Here is a 15,755-nt window from a genome sequence, read left to right as displayed (position 1 = left end):
CATGTCAGAATATAAAGCAGATGCGATAGAGGTCTTGAATGGCCTTGAGCCGGTCCGTCGCAGACCGGGAATGTACACCGATACCACCCGTCCCAACCACTTAGGTCAAGAAGTCATCGATAACAGTGTCGATGAAGCCATTGCAGGTCACGCTCGTCAACTCATCGTGACCTTACACCCTGATCAATCCCTCGAAGTGGAAGATGACGGCCGGGGGATGCCGGTTGATATTCACCCCGAAGAAGGCATTCCTGGGGTCGAATTAATCATGACCAAATTGCACGCAGGGGGGAAGTTCTCCGCCAAAAACTACCAGTTCTCTGGCGGTTTACATGGCGTGGGGATATCCGTTGTTAATGCTTTATCCAAGCGTGTTGAGGTGACCGTTAAACGGGATGGCCAAGTGTATCAAATGGCCTTCGAACACGGTGATAAAGTCTCCGATTTAACCGTGACAGGCACCGTCGGGAAACGTAATACGGGAACCATTTTAAGATTTTGGCCCGATGCTCAATACTTTGATTCAGCCAAATTTTCGGTGCTGAGACTGACCCATTTATTACGCGCTAAAGCCGTCTTATGCCCGGGGCTGAAAATTGTTTTCCGCAACTTAGTGGATGGTGAGGAGCAAACGTGGTTCTATGAAGACGGCTTACGGGACTACTTGGTAGAAGCCGTTGCCGACTATCCAACCTTGCCTGAAGAACCCTTTATCGGCAAATTCAGTGGCCATAACGAGGCGGCTGAATGGGCGGTCACTTGGCTTCCAGAAGGGGGCGAGGGGATCACCGAAAGTTATGTGAACTTAATTCCCACCCCACAAGGTGGAACGCACGTTAATGGCTTACGGCAAGGGCTGCTCGATGCCATGCGCGAGTTTTGTGAATTCCGCAATTTGTTACCACGTGGCGTGCGATTAACCCCGGAAGATATTTGGGAACGCTGTGTTTATATTCTGTCGGTAAAAATGCAGGATCCGCAGTTTGCAGGCCAAACCAAAGAACGATTATCGTCGCGGCAGTGCGCAGCATTTGTGGCTGGGGTGGTCAAAGATTCGTTCAGTCTTTGGTTGAACGAGCACACGGATCAAGCAGAACAATTAGCAGAGCTATGTATCAGTCATGCGCAACGGCGGATGCGAGCAAGCAAGAAAGTCGTTCGTAAGAAAGTGACCCAGGGGCCAGCACTACCGGGTAAGCTGACCGACTGCGCGACCCAAGACCCCGCCCGCAGTGAACTGTTTTTGGTGGAAGGGGACTCTGCAGGAGGCTCGGCGAAACAAGCACGTGATCGAGATTTCCAAGCGGTGATGCCGTTGCGAGGCAAAATCCTTAATACCTGGGAAGTGGAATCTGATCAGATTCTCGCATCACAAGAAATTCACGACATTTCCGTGGCCATTGGAGTGGATCCGAATTCGACGGACCTTGAGCAACTGCGTTATGGCAAAGTTTGTATCTTGGCCGACGCCGACTCGGATGGGTTGCATATCGCTACTTTGTTGTGTGCCCTTTTCCTTCGTCACTTCCGCGCTTTGGTTGAACAAGGGCATGTGTTTGTTGCCATGCCACCTTTGTATCGCATTGATGTGGGTAAAGAAGTTTATTACGCCCTGGATGAAGAAGAGAAACAAGGCATTCTCGATCGGATCGAAGCTGAAAAGAAAAAAGGCAAGATTAACGTACAGCGTTTCAAAGGGTTAGGTGAAATGAACCCGTTGCAACTGCGCGAGACGACCATGGACCCCAACACTCGCCGTTTGGTGCAATTAACCGTGGATGATGTGGTGGCAACCGAAGAACTGATGGATATGCTACTAGCGAAGAAACGAGCGAGCGATCGTCGTGACTGGCTGGAAAGTAAAGGTAATCTCGTCGATTTGGCTGAGCTGTAAGGAGAACCCGATTTATGACAATGGATGCGCTAGAGCAACTCCCGTTACGTAAGTTTACCGAAGAGGCGTACCTGAACTACTCCATGTACGTCATTATGGACCGCGCGTTACCGCATATCGGCGACGGCTTAAAGCCTGTTCAACGACGTATTATTTATGCCATGTCGGAGCTTGGTTTATCGGCGCTGGCAAAATATAAAAAATCTGCACGTACCGTGGGGGATGTACTCGGTAAATTCCACCCTCATGGTGATATCGCCTGTTACGAAGCCATGGTATTGATGGCCCAGCCATTTTCTTATCGCTATCCATTGGTTGATGGGCAGGGGAACTGGGGCTCGGCGGATGATCCTAAGTCCTTCGCTGCCATGCGTTATACCGAAGCACGGTTATCGCGTTTCAGTGAGGTGCTGCTGAGTGAATTAGGGCAGGGGACCGTTGATTGGACGCCGAACTTTGATGGCACCTTAAAAGAACCTCGTATTTTACCGGCTCGTTTACCGCACATTTTGTTGAATGGCGTAACCGGCATTGCCGTGGGGATGGCGACTGATATTCCGCCGCATAATGCGCGTGAAGTGGCCCAAGCTTGTGCTTTGCTACTTGATCAGCCGCAAGCCACCTTAGCTGACGTAATGGCGCATTTGCGCGGCCCTGACTTCCCCACCGATGCAGAAATTATTACGCCCCACGAAGAGATTGTAAAAATCTATGAAAGTGGCCGCGGCAGTATTCGGATGCGGGCAAAGTACCACCTCGAAGATGGCGAAGTGGTGATTACCGCCTTACCTCACCAAGCCTCAGGCGCGAAAGTGTTGGAGCAAATTGCTGCGCAAATGCAGGCGAAGAAGCTTCCGATGGTGAGCGATTTACGCGATGAATCTGATCACGAAAACCCAACGCGCCTCATTATTATCCCCCGCTCAAACCGGGTCGATATTGAGCAAATGATGCAACATTTGTTCGCCACCACGGATCTGGAAAAGAACTATCGGGTCAACATGAATATGTTGGGCCTCGATGGTCGTCCGCAAGTGAAGCCCATGCTGGATATCTTGAAGGAATGGTTAACCTTCCGCCAAGATACCGTGACCCGGCGGATTCAGTATCGGTTGGATAAAATTTTGGCGCGCTTGCATATTCTTGAAGGTCTTTTGATTGCCTATTTGAATATCGACGAAGTCATTGCCATTATTCGTCATGAGGACGAGCCCAAGCCCGTATTAATGGCGCGGTTTGGCCTCACCGATACGCAAGCTGAAGCCATTCTAGAATTGAAGTTACGGCATTTAGCGAAGCTGGAAGAGTTTAAGCTCAAAGGCGAGCAAGACGAGCTCGAAAAAGAACGGCAGCAATTGGAGCTATTACTGAGCTCTGACCGCCGCATGAAAACCTTATTACGCAAAGAAATCTTAGCGGATGCTGAAAAGTATGGGGATGACCGTCGGTCACCTCTGGTGCAACGCGAAGAAGCACGAGCGCTCACCGAACGTGACTTAACACCGGCCGAACCGGTCACCGTGGTGTTATCCAGTAAAGGCTGGGTGCGGGCAGCGAAAGGCCACGATATTGATGGGGCAACCTTGGCGTACAAGTCGGGGGATAGCTTCTTAGCACAAGCTGCTGGCCGCAGTAATCAGCAAGTGGTGTTTATGGATAGCTCGGGGCGCAGTTACGCCTGTGAAGCTCATAGCTTGCCTTCTGCACGTACCCATGGCGAACCGCTGACCGGCCGCTTTAACGTGGTTGCAGGGGAAAGCATTGATCATGTGTTAATGGCAAAAGATGAGCAACGCTATGTGTTGGCCTCGGATGCTGGTTACGGATTTATTTGTCGCTTCGGCGAGCTTGTGAGCCGTAATAAAAACGGTAAAGCAATTCTGAATTTACCGGTGGGCGCCAAAATACTTTCGCCAAGCCCGGTGCAAGAGGTGAGTTCCGATTTGGTTGTGGTGGTTTCGAACGAAGGACGCATGCTGGTATTCCCAGTCAGTGACTTACCAGAGCTAGCCAAAGGGAAAGGGAACAAAATGATGAGTATTCCTGCATTGCGCGCCCGCAGTCGCGAGGAATACGTGGTTGCCATGGCGGTGATTCCTGCGGAAACCAGTGTCACCTTACTGGCCGGCAAACGGAAATTAACGCTGAAACCGACGGATTTAGAGCATTATCGTGGAGAGCGAGGACGGCGTGGTAATAAGTTACCGCGAGGATTACAGCGGGTTGACGCAATCATTGTCGAAAATCAAAACTAATCGGACGTTTTCTCGGAGCGATCGGGTTATAATAGCGAGCATTGTTTAGAAGGAGAGACTATGCTCGCTGTCATTCGAATCGTACTGCTTGGGTTGTTTATTGTAGTTGGCAGTACGTTGTTGTTGCTGTTCTGTTTATTCCGTCCTTTTCATCCAAATAACACGCCGTTTGCCGCCCATTGGTATGGACGCATGCATCGCTTATTAGGGGTGAAATTAGACATTCGCATCGCCCCAGAAGTGAAAGCAGAAGGCCCATATGTGTACATTGCCAATCATCAAAACAGTTATGATTTGTTTACCTTGGCACGCGCGATGCCGCAGAATGCGGTGAGTATTGGGAAAAAAAGTCTCAAATGGATTCCATTTTTTGGTCAACTGTACTGGTTAGCTGGTAATTTATTGATTGATCGGAATAACAAGGGCCGAGCCCATGGAACCATTGAACAAGCAGCAACAGCTATCCGCACCAAAGGCTTATCCATTTTGCTCTTTCCTGAAGGAACACGAAACTATGGGCGGGGGTTATTGCCGTTTAAAACCGGAGCATTCCGCACGGCAATAAGAGCAGGTGTCGACATTGTGCCCATTTGTGTGTCTAATTTGCATCAAAAGATACGCTTAAATCGCTGGGATAATGGCACCGTGATCATTGAATTATTAAAGCCCGTACGCATTGCCGACTTCGGTGAGGATGGCGTGCGGGAGTTAACGGCACATTGCCACCAGTTAATGCAACATCATATCGCTAAGCTAGACCAAGAGTTAGCACAAGGAACGGTCGCCCATGGCTAATGATTTAAATCAGTTATTGCAACAAAGTGATGAAACCGTCGCTGCACTTATTGCCGACGGCGCCAATCCAACGGATCTGTTTGACATCGAACATCACCTTGCGAGCCCGGATTTTACCAAGCTTGAAAAGGCAGCAGTAGAGCTCGTGAAAGCAGGGTATCATGTTGACGATGCCGATGAGTTTGAATTAGATGATGGCTCTCGGTTATTTGCCTTTATTGCGATGAGTCGCGTCAAGCTCGATGCACAGATCCTGCAATTGCAAACCGAAGAAGTGACCAAAATTGCGAACCTAGTCGGGGTTGACTACGACGGCTGGGGAACGTTCTTTGGTGAGGAAGAAGACGACGAAGCCGAGTAGCTTCGTCGTCATTACTGTGCTGAGTTCATCAGCCAGGCTGCCCCTGTTACAGGGCAGCAATCTTGGCATGTTGTAACTTCAGTTGTGCTAACGCCTCTTCTGCAGCACTGAGTTTTTCGCGTTCTTTCGCGATAACGTCTGCAGGCGCTTTGCTGACAAAGTTTTCATTGCTCAGCTTACGATTGAACAGGTCATATTCTTTTTGCGCCTTTTCAATCGCTTTTTCTAGCCGCGCTAATTCAGCCGCCGTATCGATTAAACCAGCCATCGGAATATGAACTTCCATCCGCCCAACCAAGGCCGTTGCACTGGCTGGTGGTTCGTCGTGCTCGCTCAAATATTCGATACTTTCAAGTTTTGCCAACGCACTCAAAAAGTTAGCATTTTGCTCCAGCCGTTGACGGGCTGTGGCATCGGTATTCTTAAAGAGTATCGGTAATGGCTTACTGGGTGAGAGGTTCATCTCGCCACGAATGTTACGAATGGCCACAATCACCTGTTTCAACCACTCCATGTCAGCGCTTGCGGCGGCGTATTGCTGCGGCTGCACTTGTGGATAAGGCTGCAACATGATGGTGTCGCCTGCACAACCCGCCAACGGAGCCACGCGTTGCCAGATTGACTCGGTAATAAATGGCAGCAGTGGATGCAGCAAACGCAGTAATTGCTCCAGCATCGTAATCAAGGTGTGGCGTGTACCGCGCAATTGGCTCTCCGTGCCTTTAAACAGCACCGGTTTGGTCAGTTCTAAATACCAGTCACAGAACTGGTTCCAGGTGAATTCGTAAGCAATGCTAGCGGCTTGGTCAAAACGATAATGATCCAAGGCGCTACGGAATTGTTTCACGGTGTCGTTAAACTGCTCAATAATCCACTGATCCGCCAGTGATAGCTCGAGCTCACCGCCTTGCATACCGCAATCTTGGGATTCGGTATTCATCAGCACATAGCGGCTCGCATTCCATAATTTATTACAGAAATTACGGTAGCCTTCGAGGCGCTGCATGTCCCAGTTGATATCTCGTCCGGTAGAGGCCAAAGCGGCAAGCGTGAAGCGTAACGCGTCCGTACCGTGAGCGGCAATACCATTCGGGAATTGCTTTTCCGTACGTTGCTTAATTTTTGCTTCCAACTGCGGTTGCATCATATTGGCCGTGCGTTTGGCCACCAAGTCATCCAGCTCAATGCCCTCAATCATATCCAACGGGTCGAGCACGTTGCCTTTTGACTTCGACATTTTTTGGCCTTCATCGTCACGGATCAGGCCGGTTACGTACACGGTTTTGAATGGAACTTGTGGTTTACCTTGCTCATCTTTCAAGAAGTGCATGGTTAACATGATCATCCGGGCAACCCAGAAGAAAATGATATCGAAGCCCGTGACCAACACATCGGTAGGATGGAAGGTTTTGAGATCTTCGGTGTTCTCTGGCCAACCCAAGGTGGAGAAGGTCCATAATGCGGATGAGAACCAGGTATCTAATACGTCATCATCTTGGCGCAAAGGAATGTCGCCCAGTTGATGTTTGGTGCGCACTTCGCTTTCATCGCGGCCGACATAGACGTTGCCCTGCTCGTCATACCAAGCCGGAATTCGATGACCCCACCAAAGCTGTCGTGAAATACACCAATCTTGAATATCGCGCATCCACGCAAAGTACATATTTTCGTATTGCTTCGGTACGAATTGGATATCGCCATTTTCGACGGCAGCGGTCGCAACTTCCGCCAGTGGTGCCACGCGGACGTACCACTGGTCGGTTAAATGGGGCTCAATGGGCACACCGCCACGGTCGCCGTACGGCACCTTATTGACGTGGGCTTCAACTTTATCGAGTAATCCTAAAGCTTCAAAATCAGCGACGATACGTCGCCGTGCTTCGAAACGATCCAGCCCGTGATAGGCTTCTGGCAAGGTGCCGTCAAACCCATCAAGATCAGTGAGTGCTTCACCGGTGTGGGTGTATAGGCCAGCAACCGGCATGATATGTGCATGATTATCCAACACGGCAATCATGGGCAATTGATTCCGCTTACCAATGTCGTAGTCATTGAAGTCGTGAGCTGGGGTGATTTTAACGCACCCAGTACCGAATTCTTGGTCAACGTAATCGTCGGCGATAATTGGAATCCGGCGATTCACCAAGGGGAGCTCAATGAATTTGCCAATTAATGATTGATAACGTGGGTCGTCCGGATGGACGGCCACACTGACGTCACCGAGCATGGTTTCAGGGCGCGTGGTTGCAACCACTAAGTAAGCTTGGCCGTCGGCGGTTGTGATGCCATCGGCAAGGGGATAACGAAGGTGCCAGATATGGCCTTGTTGTTCTTTATTTTCAACTTCAAGGTCTGAAATGGCGGTTTGTAATTTAGGATCCCAGTTTACCAACCGCTTACCGCGATAAATAAGATTCTCTTCATGCAGGCGCACAAACACTTCTTTCACGGCATTAGAGAGGCCTTCGTCCATGGTGAAGCGTTCCCGCTCCCAGTCGACGGAGTCACCCAAACGGCGCATCTGTGAGGTAATGGTTCCGCCTGATTCGGCTTTCCAATCCCATACTTTATCAATGAATGCTTCGCGCCCAATTTCTTGCCGGGTGATGCCCTGTGCCGCCAGCTGCCGCTCAACCACCATTTGCGTGGCGATACCAGCATGGTCTGTTCCCACCTGCCATAAGGTATTGAAACCATCCATTCGCTTGTAGCGAATCAGGGTATCCATAATGGTATGTTGGAACGCATGCCCCATATGCAGGCTGCCAGTGACGTTGGGCGGAGGAATCATGATGCAATAAGCATCGCCTTGCCCAGAGGGTTTAAAATAGCCTTGCGCTTCCCAATGCTGATAAAGTTCTTGCTCAATCGCTTGGGGGGAATACGTTTTTTCCATCGAAACCTTCACGTTATACTAATCCGTTTTTGAAAGAATCAAGTCAGCAGCAGGGATGGTTTTTAAGCCAATGCCATGCTGCCGATAATGTTTGTAGCGTTCGCGAGCCGCTTGCCGCTGTGGCTCAATTTCAGGAACATGATCGATAATGAGTCGAGCGCCTTGCCAAGGCGGCAGGTCGTCCATCAGATTCACCACCACCGCAGCACGGCGCGGCGAGGCTGGCGCTTGGGGCCAGCACAGTTCAACGGGCGCCCCTTGCGGCGGGCCTTCCCCCACTAAGTTATGGGGCACAAAGCTATCCGCTGGGAATCGCCACAAACTTTCATCCAGTTGTTCGGCTGCAGTTTGTGAGGCGCACCAAACACGTACACTTTTATGGTCTCGCCAAAGCTGGGCAATTTGTTGACAGAAAAACTGCTGTTGCTGTTGCTCGGTTAAGCCATCGAGTACATAAAATATTCCGTGCGCCATAGTCGCTCTTTTGTTACACCTGCTCGCTGGCGGCAGTGCGGTTGATAATAAATTGCGTTAGCAAAGGCACTGGCCGGCCAGTAGAACCTTTTTTGGCGCCACTCTGCCATGCGGTGCCAGCAATATCCAAATGCGCCCAATGATATTTTTTTGTGAATCGAGATAAGAAACACGCGGCGGTAATTGTGCCAGCTTCGCGTCCCCCTAAATGATTCATATCGGCAAAGGGACTTTCTAATGACGCTTGGTATTCATCCCATAAGGGTAATCGCCAAACGCGGTCACCACTTTGTTCTGCGGCATTGACTATTTCATGAGCGAGCGGGTTGTGTGGGCTCATTAACCCACTGGCATGGTTGCCTAAGGCAATCACACAGGCACCGGTAAGCGTTGCAACGTCAATCACCGCTTCGGGTTGGAAGCGCTCGACGTAGGTTAAAGTGTCACATAACACCAACCGACCTTCCGCATCGGTGTTGATGACTTCCACGGTTTGGCCGCTCATGGTGGTGAGTATATCACCCGGACGGTAAGAACGCCCGTCAGGCATGTTTTCACAGCCTGCTAATGCACCAATAACGTTGATCGGCAGTTTGAGCTCCGCAATGGCTTGAATGGTTCCTAATACTGCAGCAGCACCACCCATATCGTATTTCATTTCGTCCATATTTGCCGCTGGCTTAATGGAAATACCGCCGGAGTCGAAGGTCAGGCCTTTGCCGACCAGAACGATAGGTGCTTCGTCACCGCCGCCCTGATAATGCAACAAGCTGAGGACGGCTTCGTTCGCAGAACCCCGAGCCACGGCTAAGTAGGAGTTCATGCCAAGCTCTTCCATCTCGGACTCAGTCACCGCGGTGAAGCTGAGAGACTCATAACGTTCCGCCAGCTCGCTGCATTGTTCGGCTAAATAACGCGGTGTACAAATGTTAGGGGGCATGTTGGCTACGTCGCGGCAAAGGTTCATTCCTTTAGCAACGGCTACCCCGTGCGCAATGGCTTTTTCACCAATCGGTAGCTCACGGCGTGATGGCACGTTAAAAACAATTTTCCGTAACGGGCGACGCGGCTCGTCTTTGCGTGTTTTGAGGTGGTTAAAAGCGTACAAGGTGCTTTGGGTGGCTTCAACCGCCTGGCGCACCTTCCAATAGGTATCGCGACCTTTGACATTTAATTCGCTTAAGAAGCACACTGCTTCCATGGAACCGGTATCGCTCAGCGTTTGAATGGTCTTTTCGATGATTTGTTTGTACTGGCGCTCGTCAAGCTCTCGCTCTTTGCCGCAACCGACTAATAATACGCGCTCACTGAGGACATTAGGGACGTTGTGTAATAACAACATCTGACCGGATTTCCCTTCCAAGTCACCTCGGCGTAACAGGTTGCTAATGAACCCCTCACTCACTTTATCCAGTTGCTCGGCAACTCCTGACAAACGGCGAGGTTCGTACACACCAACCACGATACAGGCAGTACGCTGCTTCTCAGGACTGCCGCTTTTTACGCTGAACTCCATATATGCTCCAATTTACTGCGGTTGACAGCAGATCGCTGCCATAGAATAATCCATCAGGAAAACGCCAAGTTTACTTAAAATCGCCAGCATTTCCAGTAAAAACCTAAGTTAAGAGTGGGGTTCAGTGCGCATATTTCGCTATTTAATCCGTGAAACATTCAAGTCTCAATTTGCCGTACTGCTGGTGTTGATGACTATTTTTGTTAGTCAAAAATTTGTTCGCGTTCTTGCCGATGCGTCGGCCGGAGAAATTCCAAGTCAGGTTGTGATGCAGTTACTTGGCCTGAACTTGCCTGCATTGGCGGCCTTGATCTTGCCGTTGAGTCTATTCCTCGGAATTTTGTTAGCCCATGGGCGAATCTATGCCGATAACGAGATGACGGTATTACATGCCTGTGGCGTGAGCGAATGGTATGTGGCGCGGGTTACCTTGGTGCTGGCGACGCTGTTAGCGCTCTGCACCGCAGCATTGACGTTGTATCTGGTGCCTTGGTCGCTGGAGCAAGAACGGCTGGTGGAAGAAAAAGCGCGCAGTGAAAGTGGCCTCAGTGTCATCATGCCAGGTCGGTTCCAACAAGCGAGCAACCAGAAGGCGGTCATTTATGTGCAGGGGCTGGACGCCAATGGCGATTTGGATGAAGTGTTTGTGGCTCAGTCGTTACGGGATGAAAACAACCGCATTATTGGTAGCAGTGTGGTGATGGCTGATGCCGGCAGTGTATTGGCTGCTGCCACCGGTGCTCAAAATTTGGTCCTAAACGATGGCATGCGCTATGCTCAGAGCTTTGTTGAGCGTGAGTTTCAGGTGATGCAGTTCGATGAATACAGCCTGCAAATCAAAGAACAAGAAACCTCCGAATATATTCGAAAGCTGGAATCCTACAGCACCAGTGAATTGATTGGCTTGGACGATGTTGAAGCACAAGCCGAATTGCAATGGCGAATTGCTATTCCGCTGGCCATGCCTCTGTTGACCTTAATTGCTGTTCCTCTCAGTCGGGTAAACCCACGGCAAGGGAAATTTGCTCGAATGGCTCCCGCGTTGTTGATCTACTTGGGCTACTTTCTCACTTTAATGGCAGCACGCTCAGCGGTGGCTGACGGCACCATTCCAGCCAGTATTGGCTTGTGGTGGATTCATGTCTTACTGCTATTGTGTGGCATCCTGCTAATCGCGAAAGGGCGGCCGATAGGGCTGCGGACCCTCGCTCGACTGAAGGGGTCACGGGCATGATGTCAATTTTAGACCGCTATATTGCGCGGACCGTACTAATTACCTCCATTCTGAGTCTTGCCGTGTTGAGTGGCCTGTCTGGCCTGATTCGTTTTGTGGAACAACTGAAATCCGTTGGTAAAGGCAGTTATACCATTGCCGATGCAGGGATTTTTGTGCTTTACAGCTTACCTCGTGATATTGAAGTGTTTTTCCCCATGGCGGCACTGTTGGGTGGCTTACTAGGCATGGGCATGTTAGCCAGCAATTCAGAGCTGGTGGTGATGCTGGCCGCTGGTCGCTCGCGGCTAAACATTGTGGGATCGGTGATGAAGGCTGCCGTTATTATGATGTTGGCAGTGATGGCAATGGGCGAGTGGATTGCGCCACAGCTGGAATCCCATGGGCGTGAATTACGGGCACGAGCCATTTCTGGCGGCAGCTTGATTTCGGCTCAACAAGGTGTGTGGGCGCGTGATGGCATGAACTTCGTTAATATTGGCGAAGTGGAAGATACCGGGCGACTGCGGGATATCACCATTTACCATTTCGATAATAACAATGAATTGGAACTCATCACCCAAGGACGCACGGCAACCTTTAGTGGGGAGCAGTGGCGCTTGTTCGATGTGACCCAAACAGAATATACCCTGGAACGTATTATCCAAACGCAACAAGCCGCGATGATGTGGCAGTCGTCACTCACTCCCGACAAACTGGGGGTGGTGACGGTGAAACCAGAATCCTTGTCGATTCGTGGGCTATTGGATTACGTGGAATATTTACAAACCAACCGACAAGCATCCGAACGGTATGAATTGGCTCTTTGGCGGAAACTATTGGCTCCCGTCACGGTGGCAGTGATGTTGCTAGTTGCGCTGTCGTTTATTTTTGGCCCGTTGCGTTCCACCACCATGGGGGCGCGAATTTTATTGGGGGTTATTACCGGGTTTGGGTTCCATGTCAGTAATGAGATATTTGGTCCGATGGCCCAGGTATATCGTCTGCCACCCTTGCTTGGGGCATTGCTACCCAGCCTGATTTTTGCAGGCTGGGCGATTTGGATGATGCGCCGACGCGATAGTTAGCGTTACAGTTCTTTCCAGTAATAGAGTTGGTTAGCTTCTTTAGACAGAGTAACCAACTCTGTTCCCGCCGCGTAATCGTGCCAAGCACGGCGCTGTTTGAAATCGACCAGTACCCATAAATTACCCAACCCAAAACAGCAGGTGAGTAAACGGATAAAGGCTTGTTTTTTGGTGATCCGGTGCCCATTCCGCTGTTGTATTTTTAACCGCCATGCACGCATCCCAATGGTTTGCCCACTGCGCCACCAGAACCAGCCGAAGAAAAAACCCAGCACCAGAATCAGATAGAGCAAAAATAAGGGCGTTTGGTTGAGCCAATCCGCCGCGGTAAAGTCTTCACTCAGTTGAATGATGCCTAGGTGGTTTAAGAGGGCCGGTAAAATCAGAGCAATGCCTGTTGCTAACATTAAGATGGCAACCGCCACTAGAAAATCATAGACCATTGCTGCAAGGCGACGGAAAAATCCAGCGCTGGGAAAGCTCGCATGAATTTCTGCCGTGGAGCGTGGCGCATCGGTCATGGAATCAGTTTCTGTTGTCATAGCCAGTGGATACCAATGATGAAAAGAAATAAAGCCGTATAGTAACGAATATTTCCCACCGAGTGCTAGTTTTTACGCGGCGCTGGTTAGGAAGTAATCGAACGATCAATTGTTCATGAAAATATCTTGCGTGCGGCATTCTGATCAGTATAATGCGCACCATACTTCAGTTAGTCCCCGTGCCTGGGTGGCGAAATTGGTAGACGCAGTGGATTCAAAATCCACCGTTGGCGACAACGTGCCGGTTCGAGTCCGGCCCTAGGCACCAATCTCATAATACCTCCTTTCGATTAAATTTCATTCCACGGTTACACCAGAACCTGTTATGCTAAGGGTTACCCTCATCAATGCATTTGAGCATTGCAATATAGAGAAATAATGACGAACAAAACTCAAGAAACGCCTGAATACGAAGTCGAAATTCCGACCCGTGAGCAGTTACTAGCGGCGGTTGAATCTCGCCTTAAGCCGATTCAGTTTGAAGAATTTATTGACCATTTCCAGTTAACGGACCAACGACAGCATGTTGGGCTTAAACGACGTTTACGAGCAATGGAACGCGATGGCCAGCTGATTTTTACCCGGGCCAATGCATACGGCTTACCGGAACGCATGAACCTCATTAAGGGCCGTATTATTGGGCACCGTGATGGGTATGCCTTTTGCCAACCCGATGACGGTGGCACGGACTTATTTATTCCCCACCACCAAATGGTGAACGTGCTGCATGGCGATCGGGTGTTGGTGCAACAGCAAAGCGTTGACAGCAAAGGCCGGCTTGAAGGGCGCGTGGTGCGGGTGATTGAACCACGGCAAAGTGACATTGTCGGGCGCTATTTCATCGAACAAAACATTGGCATTGTGGTTCCCGACGACAAACGCATTAGCCAAGATATTATTATTCCACCCGAAGCAACCCAAGGGGCTCGTCATGGCCAAATCGTGGTGGCTAAAATCACCCAACGGCCAACGCGGCGGAGCAGTCCGATTGGCCAAATCGTGCAAGTACTGGGTGACCATATGGCACCGGGAATGGAAATCGAAATTGCCATTCGTGAACACGATATTCCACATCAATGGTCGGCTGGCATCGAGGCTGAGCTAGCGCAACTGAGTGATGAGGTTGATCCTGCGTCCTATGCCGGGCGTGTGGATTTACGAGAGCTGCCACTGATCACCATTGATGGCGATGACACCCGTGACTTTGACGATGCGGTATGTGCCGAGCCTGACGAGCAAGGCGGCTGGCGCTTATGGGTTGCCATTGCCGACGTCAGTTACTATGTGCAACCGCAAACGGCGTTGGATCGCGATGCGTTTACCCGTGGGAATTCGGTTTATTTTCCTAACTACGTGATTCCGATGCTGCCTGAAAAGCTTTCCAACGGCTTGTGTTCATTGAACCCAGGGGTGGATCGCTTATGTTTGGTAGCGGAAATGGCCATCGACGCCCAAGGGCAACTACGGCAATCCCGTTTTTATCCTGCTGTGATGAACTCTCATGCGCGGTTAACGTATAACAAAGTCACCGCCATTATTGAGGGGGACCCGAAGCTGCGCCAAGATTATGCACCGGTGTTGGGCACCATTGAGCACTTGCATCAATTGTATCGTGCCCTTAAAAAAGCACGGCAACGACGTTCTGCGATAGAGTTCGAAACCCTTGAAACGCGTTTTATTTTTAACGCAGAACGCAAAATTGAAACCATTGAGCCCGTTCGTCGCCATGTGGCCCATACCATCATTGAAGAATGTATGATCATGGCCAACGTCGCGACGGCGCGGTTTATTGAAGAACATGAAGACGCTGGCGCATTATTCCGGGTGCACGAATCACCATCGCTGGAGCGGTTGGCTGCATTTCGTAGTTACCTCGCCGAGCTAGGAATTACCATGAAAGGCAGTGCCACACCCACGCCTCGCGATTATGTGGCGGTGCTGGAGCAAGTGGCCGAGCGGCCGGATGCCGAACTGATTCAAACCATGTTATTACGTTCCATGCAGCAAGCGGTTTATAGCCCAGATAATAAAGGCCACTTTGGCTTAGCATTGGATGAGTATGCGCATTTTACCTCACCGATTCGACGTTACCCAGATCTCATCTTACACCGTGCGATTAAAGCACTATTGAAACGCAAGCATGGGGATTCTCCCGCGTATGCAGGTGCGTGGCTATACAGTACCGAGCAGTTAGAAGAGCTAGGCGTCCATAGTTCGATGACCGAGCGGCGGGCCGATGATGCGACACGCCAGGTGGATGAATGGCTCAAGTGCGAGTTCATGCAAGACCATATTGGTACGGAGTTTGGGGGCGTGGTTGCGGCGGTCACCAACTTTGGCTTGTTTGTACGAATTGATGATTTGCAAATCGACGGCTTGGTGCATGTCAGTTACCTCACCAATGACTACTATTTATTTGATGCTGAAAAACAACTGTTGATTGGTGAAAACACTCGTACGGTGTACCGACTCGGTGATAAAGTGAGAGTGCGAGTGCGGTCAGTGACCCTCGATGAGCGTAAAATAGACTTGGATTTACTCGCCGCTGAAAGTCCCCGTGGGCAAGTTCGCTTAACTCCAAGCTCAAAAATATCAGCCAAAGCGCCCGAGAAAGTCAGTAAACGGAAGCAAAAGCAGGCGACCCAAGCACGGATTAAAGCAAAACGTAAAGCGAAAGAAAATGCCCGTCAAAGCAAAAAGAAACCGCGGAAGAAGAAGTAA

General features: G+C 50.3%; 11 protein-coding genes and 1 tRNA gene. 8 read left to right on the top strand and 4 right to left on the bottom strand.

What is annotated here, in order from left to right; genetic code table 11:
- The first annotated feature begins 1 nt into the window (after position 1).
- The 4 genes from parE to rraB are packed head-to-tail and all read left to right on the top strand — an operon-like array spanning position 2 to position 5,305.
- Complete coding sequence (parE, locus tag BLP64_RS03050) at positions 2-1,894, top strand: DNA topoisomerase IV subunit B (RefSeq protein WP_092591617.1); 1,893 nt, start codon at positions 2-4, stop codon at positions 1,892-1,894.
- Positions 1,895-1,908: 14 nt separating this feature from the next.
- The gene (parC, locus tag BLP64_RS03045; protein ID WP_092591615.1) at positions 1,909-4,149 is read left to right on the top strand and encodes a DNA topoisomerase IV subunit A; all 2,241 of its coding nucleotides are present in this window, start codon (positions 1,909-1,911) and stop codon (positions 4,147-4,149) included.
- Positions 4,150-4,209: 60 nt separating this feature from the next.
- Entirely contained in the window at positions 4,210-4,944 is a 735-nt protein-coding gene (locus tag BLP64_RS03040; RefSeq protein WP_092591613.1) for a 1-acylglycerol-3-phosphate O-acyltransferase, read from the top strand.
- Positions 4,937-5,305 carry a ribonuclease E inhibitor RraB gene (rraB, locus tag BLP64_RS03035; RefSeq protein ID WP_092591611.1) on the top strand — a complete coding sequence of 123 codons (369 nt, stop codon included), beginning with the start codon at positions 4,937-4,939 and terminating at the stop codon, positions 5,303-5,305. The genes BLP64_RS03040 and rraB overlap by 8 nt, the downstream gene beginning before the upstream one ends.
- A 46-nt stretch (positions 5,306-5,351) precedes the next feature.
- Here rraB and BLP64_RS03030 read toward each other — a convergent pair whose 3' ends face one another.
- From BLP64_RS03030 to pepA, 3 genes are read right to left on the bottom strand one after another with little or no spacing between them, the layout of a single operon-like run.
- Entirely contained in the window at positions 5,352-8,201 is a 2,850-nt protein-coding gene (locus BLP64_RS03030; RefSeq protein ID WP_092591609.1) for a valine--tRNA ligase, read from the bottom strand.
- 18 nt (positions 8,202-8,219) lie between these two features.
- Positions 8,220-8,675 carry a DNA polymerase III subunit chi gene (locus BLP64_RS03025; protein WP_092591607.1) on the bottom strand — a complete coding sequence of 152 codons (456 nt, stop codon included), beginning with the start codon at positions 8,673-8,675 and terminating at the stop codon, positions 8,220-8,222.
- 13 nt (positions 8,676-8,688) lie between these two features.
- The gene (pepA, locus tag BLP64_RS03020) at positions 8,689-10,191 is read right to left on the bottom strand and encodes a leucyl aminopeptidase (RefSeq protein WP_092591604.1); all 1,503 of its coding nucleotides are present in this window, start codon (positions 10,189-10,191) and stop codon (positions 8,689-8,691) included.
- 124 nt (positions 10,192-10,315) lie between these two features.
- Between pepA and lptF the strand changes: the two genes are divergently transcribed.
- Together lptF and lptG are read left to right on the top strand one after the other, a co-directional pair.
- Positions 10,316-11,425, top strand: a complete 1,110-nt coding sequence (gene lptF, locus BLP64_RS03015; RefSeq protein WP_092591602.1) for an LPS export ABC transporter permease LptF — start codon at positions 10,316-10,318, stop codon at positions 11,423-11,425.
- Positions 11,425-12,492, top strand: a complete 1,068-nt coding sequence (gene lptG, locus BLP64_RS03010) for an LPS export ABC transporter permease LptG (RefSeq protein ID WP_176754897.1) — start codon at positions 11,425-11,427, stop codon at positions 12,490-12,492. The genes lptF and lptG overlap by 1 nt, the downstream gene beginning before the upstream one ends.
- A gap of 2 nt (positions 12,493-12,494) precedes the next feature.
- Here the strand turns inward: lptG and BLP64_RS03005 are convergent, their stop codons facing one another.
- Positions 12,495-13,034, bottom strand: coding sequence for an RDD family protein (locus BLP64_RS03005; protein WP_092591598.1), 540 nt, complete (start codon positions 13,032-13,034; stop codon positions 12,495-12,497).
- A gap of 181 nt (positions 13,035-13,215) precedes the next feature.
- Here BLP64_RS03005 and BLP64_RS03000 point away from each other — a divergent pair.
- Both BLP64_RS03000 and rnr read left to right on the top strand, forming a co-directional pair.
- A tRNA-Leu gene (locus tag BLP64_RS03000) sits at positions 13,216-13,302 on the top strand.
- 110 nt (positions 13,303-13,412) lie between these two features.
- Positions 13,413-15,755 (top strand): ribonuclease R, encoded by a 2,343-nt coding sequence (gene rnr, locus BLP64_RS02995; protein ID WP_092591596.1) that lies wholly within the window; start codon positions 13,413-13,415, stop codon positions 15,753-15,755.

Source organism: Pseudidiomarina indica (assembly GCF_900104245.1).
Lineage (GTDB): Bacteria > Pseudomonadota > Gammaproteobacteria > Enterobacterales > Alteromonadaceae > Pseudidiomarina > Pseudidiomarina indica.
This window is presented reverse-complemented; position numbering and strand designations above follow the sequence as displayed.